The sequence below is a fragment of the Aneurinibacillus terranovensis DSM 18919 genome (assembly GCF_000430625.1).
Taxonomy (GTDB): domain Bacteria; phylum Bacillota; class Bacilli; order Aneurinibacillales; family Aneurinibacillaceae; genus Aneurinibacillus_B; species Aneurinibacillus_B terranovensis.
Map to the genome: position 1 here is coordinate 18820 of NZ_AUMJ01000050.1, position 26296 is coordinate 45115.

General features: G+C 40.8%; 30 protein-coding genes and 6 pseudogenes. 11 read left to right on the plus strand and 25 right to left on the minus strand.

Annotated features, from left to right (window positions below; all coding sequences use genetic code 11):
- Positions 1-133 precede the first annotated feature (133 nt).
- Both H525_RS0109345 and H525_RS23460 read right to left on the minus strand, forming a co-directional pair.
- Complete coding sequence (locus tag H525_RS0109345) at positions 134-694, minus strand: TetR/AcrR family transcriptional regulator (RefSeq protein WP_027415989.1); 561 nt, start codon at positions 692-694, stop codon at positions 134-136.
- Positions 678-1001 (minus strand): annotated as a pseudogene (locus tag H525_RS23460) (MBL fold metallo-hydrolase); the annotation flags it as partial. The gene H525_RS0109345 and the pseudogene H525_RS23460, both read right to left, overlap by 17 nt.
- Before the next feature lie 181 nt (positions 1002-1182).
- Between H525_RS23460 and H525_RS0109355 the strand changes: the two are divergent.
- The 3 genes from H525_RS0109355 to arsC are packed head-to-tail and all read left to right on the plus strand — an operon-like array spanning position 1183 to position 3312.
- Positions 1183-1530, plus strand: coding sequence for an ArsR/SmtB family transcription factor (locus H525_RS0109355; RefSeq protein WP_027415990.1), 348 nt, complete (start codon positions 1183-1185; stop codon positions 1528-1530).
- Positions 1531-1546: 16 nt separating this feature from the next.
- A complete protein-coding gene (locus tag H525_RS0109360; protein ID WP_027415991.1) occupies positions 1547-2842 on the plus strand; it encodes an arsenic transporter in 1296 nt (431 codons plus the stop codon).
- Between the two features lie 44 nt (positions 2843-2886).
- Positions 2887-3312 (plus strand): arsenate reductase (thioredoxin), encoded by a 426-nt coding sequence (gene arsC / locus H525_RS0109365; protein ID WP_035100516.1) that lies wholly within the window; start codon positions 2887-2889, stop codon positions 3310-3312.
- A gap of 53 nt (positions 3313-3365) precedes the next feature.
- Here the strand turns inward: arsC and H525_RS0109370 are convergent, their stop codons facing one another.
- The 7 genes and pseudogenes from H525_RS0109370 to H525_RS0109405 all read right to left on the minus strand — a co-directional run.
- Positions 3366-3677: a hypothetical protein gene (locus H525_RS0109370; protein WP_027415993.1), complete on the minus strand. Its 312-nt coding sequence runs from the start codon at positions 3675-3677 to the stop codon at positions 3366-3368.
- Between the two features lie 150 nt (positions 3678-3827).
- Positions 3828-3959, minus strand: a pseudogene (locus tag H525_RS28505) (type I phosphomannose isomerase catalytic subunit); the annotation flags it as partial.
- A 106-nt stretch (positions 3960-4065) separates the two neighbouring features.
- A complete protein-coding gene (locus H525_RS25495) occupies positions 4066-4515 on the minus strand; it encodes a DUF2512 family protein (protein WP_155837215.1) in 450 nt (149 codons plus the stop codon).
- 718 nt (positions 4516-5233) lie between these two features.
- Positions 5234-5440, minus strand: coding sequence for a hypothetical protein (locus H525_RS29440; protein WP_051330928.1), 207 nt, complete (start codon positions 5438-5440; stop codon positions 5234-5236).
- Positions 5437-5610 carry a hypothetical protein gene (locus tag H525_RS27230; RefSeq protein ID WP_245590442.1) on the minus strand — a complete coding sequence of 58 codons (174 nt, stop codon included), beginning with the start codon at positions 5608-5610 and terminating at the stop codon, positions 5437-5439. Before H525_RS27230 ends, H525_RS29440 begins: the two co-directional genes overlap by 4 nt.
- A 145-nt stretch (positions 5611-5755) precedes the next feature.
- Positions 5756-6889, minus strand: a complete 1134-nt coding sequence (locus H525_RS0109400) for an NADH:flavin oxidoreductase (protein WP_027415994.1) — start codon at positions 6887-6889, stop codon at positions 5756-5758.
- A 98-nt stretch (positions 6890-6987) separates the two neighbouring features.
- Positions 6988-7179 (minus strand): annotated as a pseudogene (locus tag H525_RS0109405) (DsbA family protein); the annotation flags it as partial.
- A gap of 233 nt (positions 7180-7412) precedes the next feature.
- Between H525_RS0109405 and H525_RS0109410 the strand changes: the two are divergent.
- A complete protein-coding gene (locus H525_RS0109410; RefSeq protein WP_027415996.1) occupies positions 7413-8279 on the plus strand; it encodes a LysR family transcriptional regulator in 867 nt (288 codons plus the stop codon).
- 131 nt (positions 8280-8410) lie between these two features.
- The gene (locus H525_RS0109415) at positions 8411-8665 is read left to right on the plus strand and encodes a hypothetical protein (RefSeq protein ID WP_281172598.1); all 255 of its coding nucleotides are present in this window, start codon (positions 8411-8413) and stop codon (positions 8663-8665) included.
- Between the two features lie 13 nt (positions 8666-8678).
- Here H525_RS0109415 and H525_RS0109420 read toward each other — a convergent pair whose 3' ends face one another.
- From H525_RS0109420 to H525_RS0109455, 8 genes and pseudogenes are all read right to left on the minus strand, one after another.
- Positions 8679-9230: a DJ-1/PfpI family protein gene (locus H525_RS0109420; RefSeq protein ID WP_027415998.1), complete on the minus strand. Its 552-nt coding sequence runs from the start codon at positions 9228-9230 to the stop codon at positions 8679-8681.
- Positions 9231-9268: 38 nt separating this feature from the next.
- Positions 9269-9478 (minus strand): iron-containing alcohol dehydrogenase, encoded by a 210-nt coding sequence (locus tag H525_RS0109425; RefSeq protein ID WP_027415999.1) that lies wholly within the window; start codon positions 9476-9478, stop codon positions 9269-9271.
- Between the two features lie 5 nt (positions 9479-9483).
- Positions 9484-9663, minus strand: a complete 180-nt coding sequence (locus tag H525_RS25500) for an iron-containing alcohol dehydrogenase (protein WP_027416000.1) — start codon at positions 9661-9663, stop codon at positions 9484-9486.
- 19 nt (positions 9664-9682) lie between these two features.
- Positions 9683-9853 (minus strand): phosphoheptose isomerase family protein, encoded by a 171-nt coding sequence (locus tag H525_RS26175; protein ID WP_211236994.1) that lies wholly within the window; start codon positions 9851-9853, stop codon positions 9683-9685.
- Positions 9854-9860: 7 nt separating this feature from the next.
- Entirely contained in the window at positions 9861-10493 is a 633-nt protein-coding gene (hxlA, locus tag H525_RS0109440) for a 3-hexulose-6-phosphate synthase (protein ID WP_027416001.1), read from the minus strand.
- 327 nt (positions 10494-10820) lie between these two features.
- A complete protein-coding gene (gene gndA, locus H525_RS0109445) occupies positions 10821-12236 on the minus strand; it encodes an NADP-dependent phosphogluconate dehydrogenase (protein WP_027416002.1) in 1416 nt (471 codons plus the stop codon).
- A gap of 31 nt (positions 12237-12267) precedes the next feature.
- Positions 12268-13605 carry a glucose-6-phosphate isomerase gene (locus tag H525_RS0109450; protein ID WP_027416003.1) on the minus strand — a complete coding sequence of 446 codons (1338 nt, stop codon included), beginning with the start codon at positions 13603-13605 and terminating at the stop codon, positions 12268-12270.
- 57 nt (positions 13606-13662) lie between these two features.
- Positions 13663-14143, minus strand: a pseudogene (locus H525_RS0109455) (glucose-6-phosphate dehydrogenase); the annotation flags it as partial.
- Positions 14144-14375: 232 nt separating this feature from the next.
- Here H525_RS0109455 and hxlR point away from each other — a divergent pair.
- Positions 14376-14741 (plus strand): transcriptional activator HxlR, encoded by a 366-nt coding sequence (hxlR, locus tag H525_RS0109460; protein WP_027416005.1) that lies wholly within the window; start codon positions 14376-14378, stop codon positions 14739-14741.
- Between the two features lie 396 nt (positions 14742-15137).
- Here the strand turns inward: hxlR and H525_RS0109465 are convergent, their stop codons facing one another.
- From H525_RS0109465 to H525_RS0109480, 4 genes are all read right to left on the minus strand, one after another.
- On the minus strand, positions 15138-15935 hold the full coding sequence (locus H525_RS0109465) for a sulfite exporter TauE/SafE family protein (RefSeq protein WP_027416006.1): 798 nt from the start codon (positions 15933-15935) through the stop codon (positions 15138-15140).
- A gap of 331 nt (positions 15936-16266) precedes the next feature.
- Complete coding sequence (locus tag H525_RS0109470) at positions 16267-17421, minus strand: MBL fold metallo-hydrolase (protein WP_051330929.1); 1155 nt, start codon at positions 17419-17421, stop codon at positions 16267-16269.
- 18 nt (positions 17422-17439) lie between these two features.
- Complete coding sequence (locus tag H525_RS0109475) at positions 17440-17835, minus strand: DsrE/DsrF/DrsH-like family protein (protein ID WP_027416008.1); 396 nt, start codon at positions 17833-17835, stop codon at positions 17440-17442.
- Between the two features lie 24 nt (positions 17836-17859).
- Positions 17860-18432 carry a sulfurtransferase TusA family protein gene (locus tag H525_RS0109480; RefSeq protein WP_035100520.1) on the minus strand — a complete coding sequence of 191 codons (573 nt, stop codon included), beginning with the start codon at positions 18430-18432 and terminating at the stop codon, positions 17860-17862.
- A gap of 423 nt (positions 18433-18855) precedes the next feature.
- Between H525_RS0109480 and H525_RS26180 the strand changes: the two genes are divergently transcribed.
- Complete coding sequence (locus tag H525_RS26180; RefSeq protein WP_081413323.1) at positions 18856-19239, plus strand: class I SAM-dependent methyltransferase; 384 nt, start codon at positions 18856-18858, stop codon at positions 19237-19239.
- Positions 19240-19691: 452 nt separating this feature from the next.
- Here the strand turns inward: H525_RS26180 and H525_RS0109490 are convergent, their stop codons facing one another.
- The 4 genes from H525_RS0109490 to H525_RS0109505 are packed head-to-tail and all read right to left on the minus strand — an operon-like array spanning position 19692 to position 23644.
- The gene (locus H525_RS0109490) at positions 19692-20471 is read right to left on the minus strand and encodes an ABC transporter permease (RefSeq protein ID WP_027416011.1); all 780 of its coding nucleotides are present in this window, start codon (positions 20469-20471) and stop codon (positions 19692-19694) included.
- A 1-nt stretch (position 20472) separates the two neighbouring features.
- Positions 20473-21375 carry an ABC transporter permease gene (locus H525_RS0109495; protein WP_027416012.1) on the minus strand — a complete coding sequence of 301 codons (903 nt, stop codon included), beginning with the start codon at positions 21373-21375 and terminating at the stop codon, positions 20473-20475.
- Between the two features lie 15 nt (positions 21376-21390).
- On the minus strand, positions 21391-22488 hold the full coding sequence (locus H525_RS0109500) for an ABC transporter substrate-binding protein (RefSeq protein ID WP_027416013.1): 1098 nt from the start codon (positions 22486-22488) through the stop codon (positions 21391-21393).
- A gap of 58 nt (positions 22489-22546) precedes the next feature.
- A complete protein-coding gene (locus H525_RS0109505; RefSeq protein WP_027416014.1) occupies positions 22547-23644 on the minus strand; it encodes an ABC transporter ATP-binding protein in 1098 nt (365 codons plus the stop codon).
- Positions 23645-23954: 310 nt separating this feature from the next.
- Between H525_RS0109505 and H525_RS0109510 the strand changes: the two are divergent.
- From H525_RS0109510 to H525_RS26195, 4 genes and pseudogenes are all read left to right on the plus strand, one after another.
- A pseudogene (locus H525_RS0109510) lies at positions 23955-24320 on the plus strand (helix-turn-helix domain-containing protein); the annotation flags it as partial.
- 564 nt (positions 24321-24884) lie between these two features.
- Complete coding sequence (gene tnpA, locus H525_RS0109515; RefSeq protein ID WP_027416016.1) at positions 24885-25283, plus strand: IS200/IS605 family transposase; 399 nt, start codon at positions 24885-24887, stop codon at positions 25281-25283.
- Between the two features lie 11 nt (positions 25284-25294).
- Positions 25295-25393, plus strand: coding sequence for a helix-turn-helix domain-containing protein (locus H525_RS26190; protein ID WP_425387671.1), 99 nt, complete (start codon positions 25295-25297; stop codon positions 25391-25393).
- A pseudogene (locus H525_RS26195) lies at positions 25387-25804 on the plus strand (IS110 family transposase); the annotation flags it as partial. The gene H525_RS26190 and the pseudogene H525_RS26195, both read left to right, overlap by 7 nt.
- Between the last annotated feature and the right edge of the window lie 492 nt (positions 25805-26296).

The window sequence follows — 26296 nt, forward strand, 5'->3', positions numbered from 1 at the left end:
CCCCGACCTCTCACCTATGAAAAAATGCAAGTACTTCTCGAAAAAAATATTTTAATGTACAACTCGAGCGTAGGTTATATCCTTGGATTTGAATAAATCCGTGGAAAACTTTACATTTCTGTATCTCATTTATTTATTCCTTACACGTCAATCCGGCTACATACGTGTGTAAAATATGAATCAAACTTTCATCCGTATTTACATCCATATTGAATCCTTTTCTTAATTCGAGGGAAGCAAATCCATGGACGATACTTCGAAGACCACGTACCGTATGGATCGCGTTTATCGGATCGAGTTCAAATGCTTCTAAAACATGTAATAAAAGAGCAACAATTTCATTTCCGGCCGCTTGAATATCCGGATTTAAAAAATCCGGCGCTCCCATCATCGCTTCATAAAGTCCCGGATGCCGGCGAACAAATGAAACATAAGCAATCCCGATGGAATACAGAGCTTCTGCGCCGGATTTACCAATCGCCGCTTCCGCCAGTTGATTCTTTAATTTTCGAATCGAATACAAAGCAAGTTCTTTTTTTAGGCCAGCCAGCCCTTCCACATGATTGTACAACGAAGGAAGCCGTATCTGTAATTTTTTGGCCACCGAGGCGAGTGTGATTTTGTCAAACCCTTCACGATCGGCAAGTTCGGCTGCCGCCTTAAGAACCGTCATTTTATCAAGACCTCGCCGCATGATTTTCCCCTCTTCCCCATGATTTCTCCGCGTCTTTTATTGCCCTGCTCATCACCTCAGATGGGTCGGTTATCATAGCTCCATGGCCTACAGCCAGTATGGACGGATTAAGATCTTTCAATCTTCGCGCACTTGCCAATGCCACTTCCTTATTCCATGTTCCAAAAGCCGGGAATGGAAATAATGGTTTCACTTTTCCGGCAACGGCTATACCACCGTATGTCTGAAATGCATCTCCGGCAATTAATGCCCGGTTTCTCTCATCTAAAAACGCCATCGAACCAGGGGTATGCCCCGGAGCAAAGATAAAACTAATCATATTAGTATTATAACTAATATGATTAGTTTTTCAAGTGAAATTTCTCACCCAATGCAACTCTTTTTTATCTCTTCATTGATTTATAGCCATCAAAATAAAAAAAGATATTGTGTTTTTATATAATCAGATAATAATATAATCATTGAGTTATATAAATGGAGGCAGATATATGGAAGATACAATCGAAAAGCTGTCTTCTCTGCTTAAGGTAGTGGGAAATAAGACACGTCTTACGATTCTTGGTTATTTGAAGGAGAAAGAACTGTGTGTATGCGACCTGGTTAACTTATTAAGTATGTCACAACCTGGTATTAGCCAACATTTAAAAAAGCTGCGGGCAGCTGGTATCATCCATGAGCGAAGAGAAGGGACATGGGCATATTTTCGAATAAATACAGAACTTGAACCTTATCTTGCCCAAATTATTGAAGCTATCCCTTCACAAACGGATCGTTTGAAAGATTACGAGGCATCCGTGCAAAACAACTGCTGTGATGTTGAAGTAGAAAACAAATAGAAGTGGAGAAGAACACATGCATGCTTGGAGTGCTTTTATTATTTTTGCCATCACCTTAGTGTTTGTGATTTGGCAGCCCAGGGGGTTAAATATCGCGTGGTCAGCGACTGCCGGTGCGATTTTAGCTTTATTGTTCGGAGTAGTAACATTTGGCGATGTTGTGACGGTTGCACATATCGTTTGGAATGCTACTCTGGCATTTGTAGCCATTATTCTTATCTCATTAATTCTTGACGAAATTGGATTCTTTGAATGGTCTGCTCTGCATATGGCACGGCTGGCGAAAGGAAACGGCAGACGGATGTTTGTTTACGTTGTCCTATTAGGAGCTGCTGTAGCTGCGTTCTTTGCCAATGATGGAGCAGCCCTTATCATTACGCCGATCGTGCTCGCACAAGTTCGTGCCCTAAAATTTGATGAGCGGATGGTACTCCCATTCATTATGGCAAGTGGATTTATTGCTGATACTACATCCCTCCCTCTGGTAGTAAGCAATCTGGTTAACATTGTATCAGCCGATTACTTTGATATTGGATTTATCAAGTATGCAAGCCGGATGATCGTCGTCGACTTCTTCTCGTTAGCAGCAAGCCTGTTGGTACTGTATCTGTTCTTCCGTAAGAGTATTCCGGCAGACTATAATGTATCACAGCTAAAGAAGCCGCAAGAAGCGATCAAAGATCAAGGAATGTTCCGTTTATCTTGGATCGTATTAAGTATTCTTCTGGCTGGTTACTTGTTCAGTGAGTCCTTCGGTATTCCTGTATCCGTGATTGCTGGAGTTGTTGCCATCATTTTTATTCTGGCAGCACGTAGAAGTCATGTTATTCAAACGGCGAAAGTAGTAAAAGATGCACCATGGGCCGTCGTTATTTTCTCGATTGGTATGTACGTTGTTGTATATGGATTAAAAAACGCTGGCTTAACTAACATGCTTGGACAACTCATTCAAACAACGGCTGACAAAGGATTGCTTGCAACAACCATAGGAATGGGCTTTATTGCTGCGATTCTCTCATCCATTATGAACAACATGCCAACTGTCATGATTGATGCTTTAGCAGTTAAAGTGACACAAACACAGGGAATCATTCGGGAAGCTTTGGTATATGCAAATGTGATTGGCTGTGATTTAGGACCAAAAATCACACCCATCGGATCACTCGCGACACTGCTGTGGCTTCATGTTCTCTCGCGAAAAGGTGTAAAAATCACCTGGGGCTACTATTTTAAAATAGGAATTTTATTAACCATTCCAACGCTGTTTGTCACACTCGTTGGGCTGTATCTCTGGCTCAACACAGTTTCATAAATCTCATATAAATCTCATTAGTGGAACGCCTGGGAGGTATTATCATGGCAGATAACAGAAAAATTATCTATTTTCTTTGCACAGGGAATTCCTGCCGGAGTCAAATGGCAGAAGGATTCGGTAAAAGATATTTGGGCGACGAATATGATGTATACAGTGCAGGCATTGAAGCACACGGACTCAACCCGAATGCGGTAAAAGCAATGGCGGAAAAGGAAATCGATATTTCAAACCAAACTTCCGATATGATCGATCCAGAATTATTGAATAAAGCTGACTACGTTGTTACTCTGTGCGGAGATGCCAACGATAAATGCCCAGTGACACCTCCACATGTAAAGCGCGATCATTGGGGATTTGATGACCCGGCTAAAGCTACTGGTACTGAAGAAGAAAAATGGGCTTTCTTTCAACGTGTACGGGATGAAATTGAAGAAAGAATTCAACGTTTTGCTGAAGAGGGAAAATAAAAGTTTCTTTCCACGGATTTTGAATAAATCCGTGGAAAGAACGACACCTTTTATTAAATAAAAAAGGGAGAGAAGAATGGAGAGAAAAAGGGGAACGGAATAAAAAATCGATTGAAAAAGAAAGGGCGTCTAAAGAAAAAAGGACGTCTAAAAAAGAATTGGGCTATTTGTACATCTTCGCTTTGAGTTTTGATGTTTTGGCCAATTACTTTAAGGGCGGAATTGACACTGTAAAAGTCAGGAAACAAAACCGTTACTCCCTGGTTATCAACCTTTTCAATCTTTCCATAATACGCGCCGTACTTTGTGTTAATCATCGTCCATTTCCCAACACTTTCAGTCAACGTCTGCCGAAGATTGGACATTGTTGGTTTCCTCCTTATTAAAACTTTTTTCTATACTGTATGACACAGCAAAGCTTCTTGTCCTAGTTAAATATCTATTTTATACGGCTTGCCGGGCACACAATAAAAAAACAGCCCGTAATCATTATAAAAGTCGTACGTGCAATTTCTAAACTTGTCTCCTGATTCATTTCTAAATACCTTCCGATGCTTCTCCCAGAGTTCCCCTAACATTTTCCCTTGATACGCACCGTTTTTTATGATGCTTTGCCCATGCGGATGGGCGGAAATCGCCCAGTATTCCCTTTTCGAAAGATACGTGTCATTACATTATGAACAACCGTAAAAAAGTAAAGAGGGCTATACCAGGAAACATGCGTTTCCTGGTATAGCCCCCTATCGACTTGTATTACAGCCTGTTAATCATCTCTGTCAGAGTGGGGCGATCCATGCCAAATACGTTTCTTTCCATATAAATATGGTAGATGAATTCTTCTACGCAAAGAGCAATCGTAATCAGGCTGAAGAGAAAATAATGGCCGTAACCCAAAGAAACGCCGAGCCATACATGCACCGCCCAGACTCCTGAAAAGATAAGAGGTGCGTCGATAAGCAAGGCTACTGTACCGCCAAATCTAGGTAAAATAAACAAATCCCCAATCAGATAAGTTGCTGGTGCCAGAATAACAATCAGAATTAGTACGTGGCTGAACGGTTCATTATAAACAAGACCAATAAACAGTGAAAAGTTAACTGTAAACCTGAGAAGTTTAATAAGCAGCGCTTTCACATACTTGCTCATAACGGGAACACGCATCTCCTCTCGCTCTATTCTATTGCCTGTTTTAACTGATTCCACGCAATAACAAGGACGGCTTTTTTCCCCAGTCCAGAAACCGCGCTTTTCGGATAGTTACACTTTCCGTCCGCTCCGCATACTCTTCAGTATGCAGTTTAAGTCTAATTATACAATACTTTTAAAAGTAGTAACAAACAAAATAGTAAGAATAATACAAAATGTAGAAAAGCCCGTCTTATGGGCGGATCCCATGTTAAAAAGCGATTGGCAAACGATTTTTGGCTTTATTCCATTTTTCGGAATATAACCATAATATTATATGTACACTTTCTCTTTGAAAAAACGTGCTGTCGAAATGAAAATACGTTTTTTCGAACCTAAATAACTATTTAGAATTGTTTAATTTTTTAATTGAAAATTAATTTTTTACTGTTATAATAGTATCAATTATAAAAAATACAGGAGTGATTGGAATGAAATATGTTAAAAATTTTGCTTTCGGTATGGTCTATGGAATTTTTGCGATCGGTGGCGTTCTCGTATTGGCAATCAAGGAGTTGGCAAATCTCTAACATGAAAACACTGTTTATTCAAACCATTAAAAAAACAATACCTTTTAGATAACAACCCCACTCTGCAAATAGATGGGGTTGCTTTTTTGCGCCGGGACAGGAATCAACTTTTTTCTTTCGATTGAATTTTGGATTTCTTTTTCCATCTTTCCCTTTCCCGGACTGAGAATGATTGGTAGTAGGAAGGGCCCCGACCGTTTGTTTTTTCAGGGATACATGTATCCCTTTCCGCGCAATCGCTGAACTAGAAACGGACCATGTTCTTTCGTTACGGCTTGCACCGTCACATGTCCTAAAGAAAGACGCTCTTCAATTTGAACTCCAATCAAAATACCAAGACTATAACTTAAACAATAAACAATTAAGTCGATTGGCTCATTCAGGTGATCGAGAACAATTTTAAACCCAATCACATAAATTCCGATTTCGCCGACCGGTACGCTTCATCGATGTCCTTTTCATTCGCTAACCGAATTTCAGCAAGAATGTCATCATTATATGGATTTTTATCTGCGTAGACTCTTTCGCTGTTTCCCTCTCTCCATTGACCACCAATAAATTGCTTGTTCCATTTTGCGTTCATTTGGCCTCTTCCTTTCCATCCTACTGATTGCTTGTCTATGTTTAGTTTCTCCTTGAATATTCCAAGGTTACACCGGTAATGACCTCTACCTATACCTACTCTTTCATTGATCCTTCAGTAATCTTGTCCTCCTTGCCGTCTTGCTTCACACTTCAAAATCTTTGATAGCTGCAGTAGGACTTAATACTTTTTCCGGATCAAACTCTTCCAGTGGTTCATCATTTTTTACTTTATTGACCCAATCCTCGTTTGCAAGGGCTCCACGGCCGATCGTAATTACATCGGCATCGCCCTTTTCGATGATTTCTCTCGCTCTTTCTGGATCATGGAGATATCCATTTGCAATAACCGGTACATTTCCATACTTTTTAGCTAGTGCGGCAAGAGTAGCACCATGGTCACCAAAAGCAGGGTCTAAGGCCCTTGTCCCCTCATTTTCTGAGAAAGCAGGCTGCCAGACCTGGTATTCTGTTACATGAATAAAATCAACCCCGGCCTTTCCTAATTGTCCGAAGATAATCTCTGCATCTTTTTCTTTGCCTGCCCATTTATGATGGTGATCATTTACCTTTCCTTGCGAAATACGTATGCCGACTGTAAATTTATTACCAACAGCCTCACGAACAGCTATACATACTTCTACTAACAAACGGACACGATTTTCGGTGGAACCACCATATTCATCTGTTCGTCGATTCATATAATCGGTTAGGAATTGATCCAGTATGTATCCATTGGCACCATGAATTTCAACTCCGTCAAATCCTGCCTCTTTTGCTCGTTTTGCTGCATCAACAAAACCTTGGATTATTCCTGTAATATCCTCTTTTGTCGCTTCCTTTGGAACGGGAAAGAAACCTTTTCCACCGTAAATCTCCAATTGTTCCCCTTTTGGTTGAACAGCAGAAGGCCCGAGTGTCTGCTCAGTAAAACGATTTCCTTGTGAAAGGGCACCTGCATGCATTAACTGAACAAAGATTTTACCGCCTTCTTTGTGAACTGAATCCGTCACTTTTCTCCATGCTGCCACTTGTTCATTATTAATAATCCCTGGTTGGTTCAAATACCCTTGACTATATTTATCATCCGGATAAACACCTTCCGTAATAATGAGTCCAAATCCACCACGAGCAAATTTTGTGTAGTATGCTACCATTTGATCCGTTGCTAAACCCTCAGGTGTTGCACTTGTGCGTGTCATTGGAGCAACACCTACCCGATTGTCTAACGTAATGTTACCTAACTTTATTTTTTCAAACAAAAGTTTTGTGCCCGTCATATTAAAAATTACATCCTTTCTAAAAACATTTCATGTTATGTTTAATTTGTCAGTACATAAATTTTACTTAGCAGCCGTCAATTCCGCAGGTCATTCCCTACCGATTGTTTCCACGTACTTTGTAAGTAATCGCCTTCAGGACGCAAAGTTTCATTAGGATAGGGGCGTAACTCGTAAGGCATCCATTCAACTTCTATATCTTTTCCTTTTATGGCTTCTTCAAGCGGTTTTTCTGCTAAGAAACAAAAAGGACAAACGTAGTCTGAATAAACCTTTATCTTTACTGACATATTTACATGCCCTCCTGTATTGTTTTCATACCGATACTTGTAATGTATCGAAATTATTTTTCAACCCACATTCATGTGCCTACACCTGCACTTACCCTTCCATTACACCGAACTTTCTTTAGAATTATTATTCTTCTCTTTAATCATTGTAATTCGCTAATTATTATTAGTAAAATAGATAGATATGAATGATTCGTTCATTAAAATCGAACGCAAGGAGACACACATAGAGTATGGAGCTTCGACATCTTATCACTTTCAAGACCATTGTGGAGCGAGGTGGTTTTAGAAAAGCCGCTGAACATCTTGGTTATGCCCAATCTTCCGTGACGACTCATATCAAAGAATTAGAAGAGGAATTAGGAAAACCTTTGTTTGATCGACTAGGTAAGAAAGTAATTCTTACTGATTCCGGACAACAATTTTTCCCTTACGCTATCAAGATTATTGAACTTTACTCCGAAGCAAAATATACGCTGAATACAGAGGATGAACCTACAGGTGATTTAATTATCGGGGCATCAGAATCTTTAACTGTATGCCGGATTCCTTCCATTCTTCTCGATTATAAAAAGAATTACCCTAAGGTTAATCTGTCGCTTAAATCCCTTGACCACGTTAATCTTGCATCAAGTCTCCAAAATGGAGACATCGATTTAGCATTGGTATTAGAAAAAGATGACTGGTCCTTACCGGAACTTCACTGTGAAAAAGTAAAAAAGGAAAAAATGGTTCTAATAAGTCCGATAGAAGGCGACGGAAATAAAAAAACAGTTCTCTACACCGAGGGGAACTGTAGTTATAAAAATGTATTTGTTGAGTATATAAAAGACAAACAAATGGAGGTTAAAGAAAGCCTGGATTTTGGGAGCATCGAAGCCATCAAACAATGCGTGGTAAGTGGATTAGGCATTTCCATGATGCCTTACTTTTCAGTGAAAGAAGAGATCGAGAGTAAAAAATTAAAAGGAGAAGTCATTGATTCAAATCAGCCTGCAATCTCCACCTTCATTACTTATCACAAAGATAAATGGCTTTCTTCCTCAATGAATGCCATGATTTCATTAATAAAAATTCATTCTCAAAAATGGCTCTATTAAAAGCTAGATTATGGAAACAAGGGAAACTCCTTTCAGATAATCCGAATAAAAACCAGGAGAAAACCAAAAAGGACACGATTCAGATGGTTTCAATCGTGTCCTTTTTTACATAACTTTTACCTGTCGTACTCATTAGCGGGGGAATTGGAATTACCCCTTTACTCAGCATGTTAAATACCATCGTAGACAAGCAGCCACAACGTCAGGTTACTTTTATTCATGCAACAACCAATAGCAAAACACACGCTTTTAAAGAACACTTGGTTCAATTAAAATCAAATCATCAAAATGTAAAATCTTTTGTACTCTACGATTCTCCAATTGAAGAGGATCGGGCTGCCCAGAATAGAAATCTGGATGCTGCTTTCATTTACGAGAGGATGTAATGACACCTCACCATTATTTGAGTAAGTTAATAAATTCACGCATGAATCCTGGCAAATCCGGCCATGCTTGACCTGAAACAAGATTTTGATGGGTGTGAATGTTTTTGTTGATATACGTAGCTCCACAGGCTCTTACATCTGGCTCACAAGAAGGATAAGCTGTGTACTCTCGGCCCTTCATCAAATCTGGAATCACCGTAAGCAGCTGTGCAGCATGACAAATCGCTCCAACTGGCTTATTCTTCTCAAAGAAGTGGCTGACAATCTTCGGTACTGCTTCATACATACGGATGTATTCGGGTGCCCGGCCTCCCGGAATAATCAATCCATCATATTGTTCAGGATTAACATCAGCGAAAGCTACATGAGATTCAAGATCGTATGCTGGTTTTTCCACAAACGTCTCCATTCCCTCGATAAAGTCATGACTAACTGTGTGTAGCTTTTTAACAGAAGGGGATGCGATAGATACATCAAACCCCTCTTCTAAACAACGGTAATAAGGATAGAAAACTTCAAGGGCCTCAACTGCGTCTCCTGTTACAATTAGTACTTTTTTACTCATAAATATAACCCCTCATTCAATAATGTAATAATAATGTGCTAAAAGTTTGCTTTCTCGCCTTTAAATGCAGCAATGTAAATTTGTTTCATTTCCTCCACGGACACTTCTCGTGGATTGGATGGAGTACAAGGGTCCTCGACCGCTCCTGCTGCCATCTGATCCAAATGTTTTTCGAACTGGGCTTCATTGACACCAAATTCCTGGAGCGTTAATGGCAGGTTCAACGTTTTATTTAAGCGGCGAAGCAAATCGGTTAATGAATCGATTTGCCGCCCTTTTGAGCGGTTTGGATAGACGGATCGTTTTCAACACCTTCAATAAGTTGAGTTTCTATGCCAGCCTTGTGCAAATAGGACTGGATTTTATCAAGGTAACCCGATTTTCTAATGGATTGACCCCCAATAACGATGGTTGCTTTTTTCCCTATACGCATCGAAGCTCATCTGCATCATTCACATGGCAAAAGCCTTGGACATTAATTCAGATCGACCTGCACCAGCAACAAAGATTTTCTTTGCCTGGAGTATCGCATCGACCAATTTTTCAGCTTCTTCATTTATTAGCAAACCGGCGGTCCGATGTAATTCATTTATAATTTCAGTAAAGTATCCCGTTGTCTGCATGTTTTCATTACCCTTGTTTAATCATTTTTTGCATTTGGGCAGCTACCGCTTGTTTATCTTCTTGTCCGGTAATCCCGCCCCCTACAATGACAAGGTCAGGATTGGCTTTAATCACTTCTGGCAGTGTCTCTAATTTAATACCACCTGCAATCGCTGTTTTTGCATTTTTCACGGCACGCTTAATCGTCCGAAGATCTTCGAATGAGTTTTGCCCGACCGCCTGAAGGTCGTACCCGGTGTGTACACAAATATAATCTACACCGAGCGCGTCCAACTCTTTCGCCCGTCCTTCAAGATCCTTTATAGCAATCATGTCAACCAGGATTTTTTTACCTTGTTTTCTCGCTTCTTCCACTGCACCTTTGATTGACTCGTCTTCCGCGGCCCCTAATATCGTGATAATATCAGCGCCAGCTTCGGATGCCTTCATCACTTCATATCCGGCTGCGTCCATAATTTTCAGGTCTGCCAGCACTTTTAAATTAGGGAATTCTTCTTTAATCTCTTTTACTGCCCTAAGACCTTCATTAATAACAACCGGCGTACCAATTTCTACAATGTCAATATATTCTTCAACCTCTTTTACCACCTTCTTCGCTTCTGGGATGTTTACAAGGTCTAACGCTAATTGAAGTTCCATACATTCATCCACTCCTACCAAAAATGTAAATACCATCTGTAACGGATTGGCACTAATGACAAGTTGGTTTTTTCTCAAGCGCCATTAGTATGACCATTCCCCGTGTTTGTTATTTCCAACACAGTTGTTAGTATAATATGTATCATTTCACTTTGTAAGTATGCACTTTATTATCATATAGTGATGAAAAAGTTATATAGTATCAAAAAATATACCATTAGATGTAATGTGGGTAGAGGATATATTCCTCCATGCCGGGCATATAAACTGAAAACCCTGCACCGTAAGTACAGGGCCTTATAAATAATTTTCACATGTAACAAAACCTTATTTTCGGAGCCAGTCTGTATGAAAAACGCCTTCCTTATCTACACGTTGGTATGTGTGCGCACCAAAATAATCTCGCTGCGCCTGCAGCAAATTGGCCGGTAACGTTTCTGTACGGTAGCTGTCATAGTAAGCTAGAGCGCTAGAGAAGGATGGCACTGGAATACCACGCTGAATAGCGAGACCTACAACCTCACGTAGTGCGGATTGATAACTCTCCACGATTTCTTTAAAATAAGGGTCTAGCAATAAGTTAGCTAAATCAGGATCACGATCATAAGCCTCCTTAATTTTTTGCAGGAATTGCGCGCGGATGATACAACCGCCGCGGAAAATCATGGCGATATCCCCGTAACGCAGATTCCAATTATATTCTTCAGAAGCGGCACGCATTTGTGCGAAACCCTGGGCATACGAGCAAATTTTACTCATATATAAAGCCTTACGGACAGCTTCTATTACCTCTTCTCTATTGCCTTCAAACGCTTTGTTTTCTGGTCCCTTTAAAAGCTTGCTTGCTTTTACACGTTCTTCTTTCATAGCAGAGATAAATCGGGCAAACACAGATTCCGTAATAATCGGAAGGGGAACGCCTAAATCCAACGCACTTTGGCTGGTCCACTTCCCTGTCCCTTTTTGACCTGCTGTGTCTAAAATCACGTCAACGAGCGGTTTCCCTGTTTCTTCGTCTACCTTTGTAAAAATGTCTGCTGTAATTTCAATCAAATAGCTATCTAATTCACCTTTATTCCATTCTTCGAACACTTCATGAAGTTCTCCGGCGCCTAAGCCAAGAACATGCTTCATAATAAAATAAGCTTCCGAAATGAGCTGCATGTCCCCATATTCAATGCCGTTATGAACCATTTTTACATAATGCCCCGCACCGTTCGGCCCAATATATGTACAGCAAGGGTCTCCATTTACTTTCGCTGAAATCGCCTTTAAAATCGGTTCTACAAGCTCATACGCTTCTTTTTGACCGCCCGGCATAATAGAAGGACCTTTTAATGCACCTTCTTCGCCGCCTGAAACACCTGTACCAATAAAATGAATACCCGCGGCTTCTAATTCTTTGTTGCGTCTTATTGTGTCCTGGAAAAATGTATTTCCACCATCGATAAGAATGTCTCCTTTTTCAAGGTAAGGTTTTAACGAATCAATCGTTGCATCCGTTGGCGCGCCCGCTTTTACCATTAACAAAATTTTACGCGGCTTTTCCAGTGAATTTACAAATTCTTCAATCGTAGAGGTGCCGACAAAATTTTTCCCTTCCGCTTCCGTCTTTAAAAACTCTTCGGTTTTTTCGAATGAACGGTTGTAAACAGAAACAGAATAGCCCCGGCTTTCAATATTCAGAGCAAGATTTTTCCCCATCACCGCCAAACCAATTACACCAATTTGTTGTTGTGCCATTTGTAATCACCTCTTATTTAATTTAACTAGCTTATTTGGATAAACGTTTCTCAAGTTCATCTTTTTCTTTTTCAAAGCCTGGCTTGCCAAGTAAGGCAAACATATTCTTCTTATACGCTTCTACTCCTGGCTGATCGAACGGATTGACGCCAAGCAGATGGCCGCTGATACCGCACGCCTTTTCGAAGAAGTACACCATTTCACCAAACGTGTATTCATTCATTTCATCCAATTCAACAAGCAAGTTAGGGACTCCCCCATCCACATGGGCCAAAAGAGTACCTTGAAAGGCTTTCTTGTTCACCTCATCCATCGTCTTACCAGCCAAGAAGTTCAATCCATCGATATTTTCCGGATCTTCTTGAATCGTCAACTTAACTTTAGGTTTCTTTACCTGCAGCACCGTTTCAATAAGATTTCGGCGGCCTTCCTGTACGTATTGTCCCATGGAATGCAGATCCGTTGTAAAATCAACGGATGCAGGGAAAAGACCCTTCTGGTTCTTCCCCTCACTTTCTCCAAACAGTTGCTTCCACCATTCGGATACATAATGAAGCGACGGTTCGTAGTTAACAAGTAATTCAATGGCCTTCCCTTTACGGTAAAGCGCATTTCGTACCGCAGCATACTGATAGCATTCATTATTCAACAGATCCGGGTTGTTGTATTTGCGACAAGCCTCTGCCGCTCCTTCCATCATCCGGTCAATATCAAGTCCGGCAGCCGCAATTGGCAAAAGGCCAACGGCCGTCAATACAGAATATCTTCCGCCCACGTCATCCGGAATCACAAAGGATTCATATCCTTCTTCATCGGCCAACTTTTTTAACGCTCCCTTTGCCTGGTCAGTGGTAACATAAATACGCTTTTTCGCTTCCTCTTTTCCATATTTCTTATCCATATAGTCACGGAAAATACGGAAAGCAACCGCAGGCTCCGTCGTTGTTCCAGATTTAGAAATGACATTAAGAGAAATATCTTTGTCTTTTATCACTTCTAACAAATGGGATATATAGGTGGAACTGATATTCTGGCCAGCAAAATAGATTTGTGTTGTATTGTTCATTTGGTTATGGAAGGTATGGGATAAGGCTTCGATCGCCGCCCGTGCACCTAAATAGGAGCCGCCAATTCCAATAACAATCAACGCATCTGAACTGTTCCTGATTCTCTCAGCAGCTTGTTTAATTCGCATAAATTCGTCTTTATCATAGCAAAGCGGTAAATCAACCCAGCCAAGAAAATCAGAGCCTGGTCCCTGTTTTTCATGAAGCATACTGTGAGCGACTTTCACAAACTCACTCAAATAATCGACTTCACTCTGTTCCACAAAAGATAATGCATTCGAATAATCAAAAGAAACCGTCATACAACATCTCCCTTTTCAATTAAAATTATTACTGCTAATATCATCTCATTTATTTTGGTCTTTTGACCTCAAATCATGCCCGAACGGCTTTTCAATAATCAGACGTTTCCACCCTTTTGTAAAGCCTAATCCACTCTCCTTGATATTCGACGTAATCACATCAAAAAACTCTGGCCCAACGGATAAATAAAACATCCGATTTTCAGGAAGATTCAGCTCCTTTTCCCTTTGTTGGACCAGTTGAAGGGCATTTTTGTATCCTTCGGTATCCGTTACATCTAAAGAGCGGTACCGAAACGCGTGCAAAAACTGTCCCATTTTATAGCTGTCATTTGTTGAACGCCTGGAAAACGTTCTTAATGATTGTTCCACATAGGTTTGAAATTCAGCATCAGACATTTCTCTTCTGCCTATCCCAATAATTGAAAATGAATGAGGCATTTTTTGATCAAGAAACAAATTATATATAGCAGGGAAAATTTTCCTTTTTTGCTAAATCCCCTGTCGCCCCAAACAAGACAAAGGTCATTGGATCCACTTTTGATTCCTCCCTTTTTTAAAACATTCTCCTAGAAGAAAAATGTTCGATTCCTTTTTTTACTTGTACAGCTAGCAATGTCTCTTAATGTTGCCCTTTGCATGTACAGATACTACTATACCGTGTATAATATCATTTTGTAAGTATACACTTAATTATCATATAGTGATAAAAAAAACACATAGCATCATAAATGATACCAAGTGTTGCAATGGATATGGAGGTGAAACAAATGGCACGTGTTCCTAATAAGACGTTTAACTGTGAAAAAGAATTAACACTTTCCATCATCGGTGGAAAGTGGAAGATGATTATTTTGTGGCATTTAGGAAAAAGTGGAACCAAGCGTTTCAGCGAATTGAAAGCCCTTATCCCAGACATTACACACAAAATGCTGGTTAATCACCTGCGGGAACTGGAAGAAGATCAGATTGTCCACCGTGAAGTATACCCTGTTGTCCCGCCAAAAGTGGAATATTCATTGACAGAGCACGGAAGAAGCCTGATGCCTGTCCTGGATTCTATGTATGAATGGGGTAAAAATTATATGGAAACTGCAATGAAAGACAAGGTAACCATTAAGGAATCCAGCCAGTAGGAAATCTTTGCTAACCAATAACAGTTCTATGTTGAATCACTCTTTATTTTCCTTTTTTATATCTAATCAGAAGATTATGGATAAAAAGATGAAACCTAGTATATATCTAGGTCTCATCTGCCTGTTGATAAAGATACCCTGTTCGTCTATACCTGCGTTTTTCATTAATTCAAGTTGTCTGTTTTCGTTCTGCTGCCTTTCCACTATTTTTTTCCATATCCTTATTTTCTAATCAAGCCGTTCCGTAGGATATGTTGGCGGGGTAAACAGTGATTTTCACGTTATTTCCCAAAAAGAAAAAACGCCGATTTGGGCTAAATTCAAATCAAAACGGCGTTTTTTATGCTTCTGCTGTTTACTATAACGGATGTTATCAGTTGTCTCTTCATTTATTATTTATCCAAGAATACTGATCCATATTTTGATCGCAGTCAACGATATTAAAATTGCCAGACTGAAACGCAAAAATTTTACATTTAACAAACCGCTTACACGAGAACCTAACGCTGCACCAATTAAACTCCCGACCACGGTAAAAACCGTTGGCCAAAACGGAATATGTCCGGCAGCCAGTTTTCCAATAATTCCTCCCATTGCAGAAGCAAACACGATGGCCAACGAAGAAGCTATCGTAATTCGTGTAGGAATTTTAAGAACCGTTAACATGATTGGAATCAAAATAAAAGCTCCCCCAGCTCCTACGATACCTGAAATAATTCCTACCAAAAATGCCGAAATTCCGGCTATCGATTTGCTAAAAGCCACTTGTTTAACATCGATGTCTTCTTTAGTTCCACCGCTTGGAATAAGCATCATAATGACCGCAAGGACTGCTAAAACACCATAAACAATGTTGATCGTATCACTCGGTAAAAATTTAGAACCCAATCCCCCAATTAAACTTCCGCTTAAGATGCTGACACCCATTATGGTGACTAGTCCTTTATGGACAACTGTTTTGCCAATCTTACTTTGTTTACGGAATGAAAGAACACCCGCTAAAGACGCAAAAAAGACTTGAAACATGCTTATAGATGAAACTTCTTTAGGAGTAAATTGACCAACACCAACCCACTCAGGAACATATAATAAAAGAGGAAAATTGATGATTGCCCCACCTATACCTAATAACCCTGAAAAAAATGATCCAATGAAGCCAATTAGAAACATCACTACCAGAAGTGAAAAACCCATTAGTTCCCCTCCTTCTACGGTACTTTTTATGAGTATAAAAAATGATAATTCACATATTCTAAACAAATACAATGGGATATAATAATTCTAAGTCACGCATCGGATATAAGAGGTGTTGTGTATGATTCCACTTTTGAAAAAGTTATTTGCAGATCAAAAATGACCTGAAGTCAACATACATTAAAATGTATTAATGATAGTCTATGCTTGATTAAGACTTGCCCAAACGGTCACTATACGGAAGAAACGAATTACCATCTTGAAGTTCGTGTTGTTTACAAGTGATAAAACGAACACCCCAATAATGGGGTGTTACGTCATCAGCCTTATTTTATGCTGTATGATGAATAGCGCAACGATTCGGCCCGATTTCCAGTTCTTGTTGGCGTTCATCGACGGCTTCCTGGATGCCTTTGTTAATGGCCACGATTTCTTCAAAGTTTGGTGGCGTTTCAGCATTTGCGGATTGAACCATGGCTTCAATGAAATCCTGCTCTTGCTTGTTGTGCATCATTTCATTATTTTTACGGATTTCACCTAATGTCGCCCCGATATATCCTCCTTGACTCATTTCTTTATTAAAATCAGCATAATGGGCCGGGAACACGATCACCTCATCAGCTATATTTGCCACTTTACCATATACCGTTTCGTACAGGTCTTTTGCCCATTCACGAACTTTCCCCCCTAAATCCGGACGGCCTAACCCACCAACAAAGATGGTATCACCAGAGAAAAGTAATTTTTCATTAACGAAAAATGATACACTGCCGGGTGTGTGCCCCGGTGTTTTTAAGGCTACTACCTGTAGGTGAACCTGTTCAAAAACAATTTGCTCATGTTCTTCAAAAGGCTCGTGTTCAAACACGGCACCTTCACTTTTCATCAGATAGTACTTCGCACCAGTTTGATCAGCAAGTTTTTTTCCGCCAGAAATATGATCCGCATGAAGATGAGAATCCACCACATGAGTAATGGTGACTCCTTCTTGTTGGGCAACTTGTTGGTAGGCATCAATCATACGAGCCGGATCAACGACCAATGCTTCTTTTCCGGAAATAATCATATAAGATAAACATCCTTTACCTACACGGATGAATTGGTACACTTTCATTTTTGAATCTTCATATACTTTAACTTGGTGTAAATGATCGCTCCACGCTTTCATTCCACCTTGCAGGTAATAAACATTGCTTTTACCAGCTTCTACAATTTGCTGTGCCACAAATTTGGATGATCCCTCTTTCGCACAAACCACCAAAAGTTGTTTATCCTGAGAGATTCTTTCTAAAGCAAGGTCAACACCATCTAACAAGTCAAAGTAAGGGATATTGGTGATTTCAATACTTTTTCCTTCTATTTTCCAATCCTCAAATTCACGTTGATTCCGAACGTCAAGGATAAACAAAGGTTCTTTATTTTTTACAATTTGCGTAACCTCTTCGGATGTCATAGGTTTCAGATGAGTTTGAACGTTAGCTTCCATCTCCCTCCACTCCTTTCTTTAGAAGGTTAAAGTAATATTTGCATCTTTTGCAAAGTCTAAAAAAGTAACAGCTCCACCGACATCTATTCCATCAATAAAATCCTCTTTTTTAAGGTTCATGACATCCATTGTCATCTGGCACGCAATGATTTTTACACCCATTTCTTGTGCCATTTTCACCAAATCAGGAATAGACGGTACATTTGCGGCTTTGAAACCTTCAGCGAAATATTCTTTTCCGGCAGGCATTGGAAGTTGTTGATATGCTTGCTTATGAATAAGATGCAAACCTTCAAAAGTGAAGAAAATGGCAACTTCGGCATCGATCGCTACCGCAGCAGTTGCGATATTAAACACTTTATATGCGTCGAACAAGCCTCCGTTACTTGCAATAATGGCTACTTTGTTTGCCATGGGCGATTCCTCCTTAAATAAAAATTAATCTTTTTCAATTTCGCCTTTCCATTCAGCCATTCCAGCTATTACATTATTTACGTTCTTAAATCCCTTCTCATTCAACGTACGAGCGGCATAATCACTACGATTTCCTGTCCTACACACTACATATATTTCATCTTCCGGATTCAATTCATTAAAACGTGACTCCAATTCCCCTAACGGAATAGACTTTGCACCGGGGATTCGACCAAAAGCATATTCCGCTGGCTCACGGACATCTACCACCGTTATTTTTTCTCTATGTTCGATTCGTTTTTGTAGCTCTTCCGTTGTAATTGTATACGGATACTTGATTTCTTCTTTTGTTTCTTCAGTACTGGCCTTTCGCAAATAATGTTTAAAAACATCTCCTTCTTCTCTTGTTCCTAGATATTGATGTCCAGTAGTCTTCGCCCATCCTTGAATATCCGCTACAGAACCTTTATCCGTTGCCTGTAATTCCATTACTTGCCCCGGCTGTAGTTCTCCCATGGCTTTTTTGGTTCTTACAATGGGCATAGGGCAGGAAAGACCTTTTGCATCAACAACTTTATCGACGGTAATTGTTTTCATACGTTGCAAAACCCCTCTCCATGTTGCTTTTGATTCGTCATGTTTAAGACCCCTTTCCCTAACCGTTTTACAATCTTCATATAGGCAAGGTATTGTGTCGAGCAACATATACCCCCATACGTATTTAAACGGTTAAAAAAATATCAGGTTTATACCCCGGTAGGTATATAATAAACGAGATATAGTTTTTTTACAACATTTTTTTTATTGTCGATAACTTAAAATAATTACTTGGTTATTTTAGAAACATGCCATTAATGGTTAAGGAAGACCAGACCGTACTTTTGCGTTACATTAATGTTTAGAATATAGAGGAAGGAAGAGAGGATCTAATAAAAATCAGGGAAGTCGCAAACAAGTTAAAAATATCACCACGGGCTATTCGTTTTTATACTGAAACAAGTTATTGAAACAACTGACCGGATGATTCAGCTTCTAAAACAAAACCACTCAAACTTTTTGTCGATTCCTTATGCTGATAGTTCATTTGATTTTGTAGTTACAAGCTTTGCTTTTCACTATTTAACCGATGAGCAGAAGTTATTGGCGTTAGGAGAAATGCGCAGGGTGTTAAAGCCTCACGGGAGGATATGTATTACGGATATCATGTTTGAAAATAAACAAAAGCAAGCAGAGTACGCAGAAAATTTAAAAAGTAATGGGCAATCAACTACCATTGAACTTATCGAGAACGGACACCCTGCTATTTTAACTAATATACTTGATTGGTTTGAACAAAACCAGTACATCACCAAACACCGCCAAGTAAATAAACTGTTTCATATTGTTTACGCGGTTCCAATCTAATATTCATTGTTGACCTTTACGTTGCGTTAATCTTTACAATAAGTGTTGTATAACGAAAAGGAGGTTTTAGGAATGGATAAAGTATTTTGTATTAAGGGGGGAACCGTATGAGTGTTCTAAGTGAACTCCCCCCCACTTAGCTAACGCTTGAAGTGAGGGCTTCTCAAGTAATATCTGCCAACGCAGATAAATTGATTGAGCTAACCCCGTTGTTCCAACGGTTAGTAGAAATCGTTTGTACGTTGGAATGGTCATAGTAAGCTTGGATTTCGCCTATGACCAAAGTGACGGTGCAAACATTTTACATGGCAACACATGATTTGCCACCACCCCATATGTTTGATTGTCAAAGAACACGCACAAGATTCTTACTTGTAGATTAGCATATCGTCGGACAATTGAACAGGCAAAAGCCTGTCCTTGTCCGAAGCCAAGAAGTTGAATTTGAAAACTCAAAGATTCTCCTTTAGACGGGAAGCACGGGAGGTAGCCCACGCCTGCAGTAAAAACAAGGCGATGGTACCAACGATGATGATAGTAGCTACAGCTGCGATGGTCGGATCAACTTGCGTGCGCAGATTCTCCCACATCACAATGGGTAGGGTCTTGCTGGTCGCTCCGGCTAAAAAGAGGGTCACAACGACTTCATCGAGTGAGGTAATAAACGCAAACAGACATCCAGATAGGACTGCGGCCTTGATCAAGGGCAAGGTCACTTTAAAAAAGGCTCCAAGCGGTGTGGAACCTAGACTCATCGCTGCCATCTCGAGGTTTCGGTCAACCCCTTTTAAGCTAGCCGTTACGGTAACAAAAACAATAGGTATAGCTAGAATCGAATGAGCCAGCACTAAACCTAGTAAGCTATTGTTTAAGTGCATCTTAGAAAAGGAGTGATAAAGCGCGATACCAACAATGATCACCGGAATAATCATCGGGGCCACCATTAAGGACATGAATACCCTTTTCCCCCAGAAATGTAATCGTGTAGCGGTCACAGATGCCATCGTACCAAGCAGGGTGGAAACCACGGCCGTCCACATCGCCACGTTCAGACTGCGAAACAATCCATCGATCCAATCCTGGTTTTCCAAAAAGCTAACATACCACGTTATGGAATAACCGGGAGGTGGAAAGTCAAAAAAGCTAGCAGAAGTGAAGGACAGTGGGATGACGACAAGTATCGGGGCCACTAATACAACGAGAATGATTGCAACAACCATCTTCAGCCACATCCTACATGTCCCCCTTCAGCATCGGATTATTTCGGGTCAGCAAAAACGCGAGAAACAGCAACAATAGCGTTACAATAAACAGCACCAAGGCGATGGCCGATGCGAGATTCCAATTCAGTGTGGTAGTGACATTGTCTTGAATCAGCATAGAAACCATCATATTATTTGATCCTCCAAGTAAAGCTGGGGTGATAAAATAACCAAGACCAAGCACAAACACGAGTAAGGATCCAGATAGCACGCCTGGAACCGAGAGCGGAAGAAAGACCTGGCAAAACGCTTTCCATGGACGTGCCCCCATCCCCTGAGCCGCTTGCACAAGTCGCTGATCGATTCCTTCCATCACGGAGTACAGACTAAGCACCATATAAGGGAGAAGAACATGGGTCATCCCGATCACAACACCCGTGGTGTTATATAAAAGAGGCAGCGGTTTATGAGTTAGCCCGATGGCTAACAGGAATTTATTAATGACCCCTTCATCCTGCAGCAGGATGGTCCAGGCGAAGGTACGAACGAGCAGGCTGATCCAAAAGGGGATGAGCACCGCACCCAAAATGATGCTTTTCCATGTTTTCGATTCGATTTTCACGAGTAAATACGAGATCGGGTAGGCCAGAACCATCGAGGCGACCGTCACTAGAAAGGCGATCTTTAGCGTCAGCCACAAGACCTGCAGATAAACCGGCGTAGAAAAGATGCGCGTCAGATATTCCAAGGTAAAGCCGTGCTTATCCCAAATACTCAGTTTGAATAGATCGAGCATCGAAAAGACCATGAGGATCAACACATACGCTAATGGAACAACAAGCAACATCCATTTGAGTCCTGGTAAACCAACCAATTGGTAAACACTGGGTACCCTTTTCACAGGCACCCAGGATTCCTTTTTAACTTCGGTCATACCCTTCCTCCTTGTTTACTGCAGTAGCCACTTCTCAAAACGCTCATTGACTTTATCAAAATTATCCACCCACCAATTGATATTCACAAACACTTGTCCCTTGGCCCTGTCTTCCGATTGACCTAAACGTTTCTTCACGTCATCCGACATCAACGCTAGGGCTTTCGTGTTGGTAGGTGCGTAGTCGATGTAAGAAGAGAAAGCCGCTTGCTGTTTCGCTTCGACGGCAAAGGCGATAAACTTCATTGCTAAATCTTTATGCGGTGCCCCTTTTGGAACAACCCAAGAATCCCCCATAATCAGCCCTTGGTTAAATTCCACATCCTCCGGAGCGCCTTTCGCTTTTGCTGCGGACACCCGTCCATTCCATGCTTCGGCCAGCTTGACTTCCCCATTTGCCAGCAGCTGCGGAGGTTGGGCGCCCGCATTCCACCACACCTTCACATCTTTTTTGATCTTATCCAGACTCTTAAAGGCACGATCCACATCTAGCGGATATAGCTTCTGAGGATCTACCCCATCAGCCAGCAAAGCGGCTTCAAGCGTACCAGTTGGATATTTCCAAAGGGATCGGGCCCCAGGGAACTTCTGCGTATCCCAAAAATCTTTCCAATTCTTAGGATGATTATCCCCGGAGAACGTGTCTGTATTATAAGAAATAGCCGTGGAGAACAGCTCTGCACCAATTCCATACTCATGGACAAGCTCAGGACGGACGCCATCTTTGTTGATTACATTGTAGTCCAGTTTTTCTAATAATCCATCTTTTCCACCACGTATGACGAAATCGCTGTCCACGTCCACAATATCCCAGTCCACATTTCCACTCTGTACCATCGCTTTAAACTTCCCATAGTCCGTTGGAGAAACGACCGTAATCTTGACATTATTTTGTTTTTCAAAGGGCTCGAAAATGGCCTTTTTATGAGCATCTGTGATGGCTCCGCCCCAATCCACAATGACCAGTTCTTTTGCTTGAGCGCTAGTTTTTGCATTGGAACTCGATGCTGGTGCAGCTTTGTCACCACCACCGCTGTTGACACTTCCTCCACAAGCCGTCAGACTTAAAGCGAGAAGCAAGTTGGTAGATGCGATACCTAGTTTTTTTAACATGTTAATCTCCCCGTTTTATGTATTGATTTCAAACCATACTTTGGTATGGAAAATACGGTTATGCGCTGACTTCCTCCGGAATCAAGGTGGCGTCTTTGCTGTTCCAGCCTAGGAGTAGTTCCTTGCCACAGTACACCGTGTCGGCTTGGGTTGCGGGAATTTTGACGGTGATAACTTGCCCCGTCATCGTTTTTGCTTTCGCCTTGATGGCCTCACCGACATAGATAGTTTCATAGACTTGGGCATGAATGGTGTTTTCAAATTCAGCTTGTTCACCCGCCACTTGGAGATTTTCAGGACGCAGAGCAAGGAGCAACGATGTTACCTTCTTCTCTTTTTCCCATCCTTGCACCACGACCGTGGCCATCTGATCCTGAAGGATCTTGACGATGGCTTTCTGATTTTCTACGGTCACATATTGAATAGGAATGAGGTTGATTTCCCCGATAAATTCGGCTACAAATCGATTTTTGGGATGTTGATAGAGATTGGTTGGCGAATCCACCTGTTCGATTCGACCGTGATTCATAACACAAATCCGATCTGACATCGTCAAAGCTTCTTCCTGATCATGCGTGACGCTAATGGTTGTAATTCCAACTGTTTCTTGAATATGTTTAATCTCTAATTGCATCTGCTGACGTAAATTTTTGTCCAATGCCCCTAACGGTTCATCAAGCAGTAAGAGAGGAGGATTAAACACAATCGCTCGAGCTAATGCCACTCGTTGCTGCTGACCGCCGCTCAACTGTTTCGGGTATCTCGAGCCATAATCCTCAAGATGCACCAACTTCAAAATCTCCTTCACCTTGTGTGCGATTTCGGATTTAGGCACCTTCCGAAGATGGAGCGGATAGGCGACATTTTCGAATACCGTCATGTGTGGAAACAGTGCATAGTTTTGAAACAGCATCCCGATCTCGCGCTCATAAGCTTTCTTTTTCGTGATATCCTGCTGGTTTAATAGAATTGATCCACTGCTTAGCTCCTCAAAACCAGCAATCAATTTCAGCAAGGACGTTTTACCCGAACCACTTGGACCCAAGATCGTCAGAAATTCCCCCTTGTCGACTGTTAAATTGACATCATCAACGGCTTTGAACTTCTTATAGAATTTAGTAGCATTGACAATGGATAGGTGATTTCCAACCGCCATCCTTCTTCACCTCGTATGTATTCAATGTTTGACTTATAAGAATAATAAGCCAACTGGTAGACAATGTCCCCGATGTTGTTAGAAAAACTGACAAAAAATAATTATTTTATAAATTACTCAACTCAACTTTCGCAGCACAAATTAGGCAGGTAATCCTTGATATAGCTGAGTAAACTTGCAATCCATTGCTGGAGTTGTGTTTGGATTAGTGTTTCTTCGCTGTTATGAATGATTAAGGAAGCAAATAACCGTCAATACTGGAAATAAAGAGAACCAGTAGAGGACGGTGTTTTCATATGTTTGCAGCGAAATGAAAGATATCGCAGATAAAGATCGGAAGTGGCGGCATCTTAACTTTTTTGAATACCCCTGCTACATCCATGCCGAGCTTCCGCGTACGAACTGCGACTCATGCAACCGAATCATGCGGGTGCATGTGCCATGGGCATTGAATAAACCGAAGCATTATTTTACGCTTCACTTTGACGCGCTGATCATGCTTTTGTCTAAAGATATGCCGATGAATGCGGTTAGCCGGTTTGTCGGAGAGCACGACACCCGATTATGGCGAATTCTTCACTACTACGTGGACAATGCAATCGCAATGCAGGATTTATCATACGTGACGAAAATCAATACGGATGAAACATCCGCCAAACGCGGACACAACTATATATAGTAACTTTTTGATAACCTGTTGAAAAAAATCATCAGGAAGCAACTTATACACATTTCCGTCAATTACCTAGCATTGCTTTGTCTTCCGATGCTGCCCAAGTATTGTTATTGCTGAGTAATCATTTCGCCTTCCAGCTTTAATAGCACGGTCAATGTACATCACTACCTCCATCTCTTCAAATTCACGCAATCGATCCCAATATTGAATCGTTCAAAATATGTATTCGTCAGTGGAACGGGGATCATTTTGCAATTCCTTATAGAACAATTTTCCCCCATCTCTTGCTTCTTGCACATGAGATAATAATAATCCAAGTACTCATACCAAAGACTCTCAGTCCCTTCAAGCATCTTCACTTTATGGGCATGAAAAAAATACTTCTGACACCTGGTATTTTACCCTTTAACATTTTTCCAAAAGAAGTCTCCCATTTCTAAACGTGAAGGTGCGATAGCACCAGTGAAAGTGGGAGATGAATTTCGGTTAGACGCAGCCTAACATTGTTCCTTCTCTTATGTCGTGATATAATCAGTATTAGATAAATGAGAGGGTGTTATATAAATGAAATTAGATAGTAATAATCATTCAGTATTCTTACTGTATTACCATCTTGTGCTCGTCGTGAAATATCGCAAAAAAGTGATGGATGACCCTATATCTGATTATGCAAAAGATATGTTTGTTCGATTAGGTGAAAATTACAACATTTCCTTAGTCGAATGGAATCACGACATTGATCATGTACATATTTTGTTCAAAGCGCAACCGAATAGTGAACTATCAAAGTTCATCAATGCTTATAAAAGCGCAAGTTCTCGACTTATCAAAAAGAATTTCCCACAAGTGAAAGGGAAACTTTGGAAAGAATATTTTTGGTCAAGAAGTTTCTGCTTACTTACAACAGGCGGTTCGCCTATTGAAGAGATAAGAAACTATATAGAAAATCAAGGGATGAAATGAGGGGATTCGATATGGCAAACAAAGCCTATACGTTTCGTCTGTACCCAACTCAAGAGCAAGAACAACTTCTTGCAAAAACCTTCGGTTGTGTTCATCAGAAGCCATGTTGAAAACACAATTACGCCACATTGACTTTCAGGATGAGGAGATCGAAAAACTGGATGCGGAAGTGAAGGCACGCATGCTCCTTATTGAGGAAGACCTGGAGCTGTTGGATACCATTCCCGGAGTCGGCCGGCGCACGGCAGAGTAAATTCTATCCGAAACTGGAACTGCGAAGTGCCCTTGTCGAAGCTGCCCGAGCGGCAGCAAGAACGAAGGATACGTACCTCTCAAGTCAATATCGTCGAATTGCAGCAAGGCGTGGTACGAATCGCGCAGCGGTTGCCGTTGCCCATAGTATACTAAAGATTGTCTTCCATATTTTAATGCGTAAACAACCATATATCGAACTTGGTGCATCCTATTACGAGGAACGGAAACGAGATACCGTCATTAAACAATCCATTAAAAAGCTGTAATCCCTTGGTTACAAGGTTACCGTTGAGTCCGCAGTGTAATAATTGCTAAACATCATGGAATGCCGCCATTTTTTAAAAACAAGGAATTACCGGGTTAGTTTAGTATTGTCTTTTTTAACAATGTTTTTGAGATATTTTCAAGATAGAAAAAATCCTCCTCATCTAGTATCTTGAGGAGATTATCTCAAATACAAAACGAGCTTAGTAGGTGGGAAATATGATGGTAGACTAAATAGTGGACACAGATTTTTGAGATCAGTAAATGGATAGGACAGCTCCTCTTGTAGTTCCCGTTAATGGTGGAAAAGGACCGTAACTCCGAAGAGAGCCTGACCGAAGGGAAGGCGAACGAGGGGAAGCCGTAGGCGGCCGCCGGGTTTGTTGCATTTCACCTATCCTGTATAATAAAAAATGATCTTACAATCGAGGTGTCTCCATCATGAGAAAGACAAAACAATACGATGCAGAATATAAACGCCAAACAGTGGAATA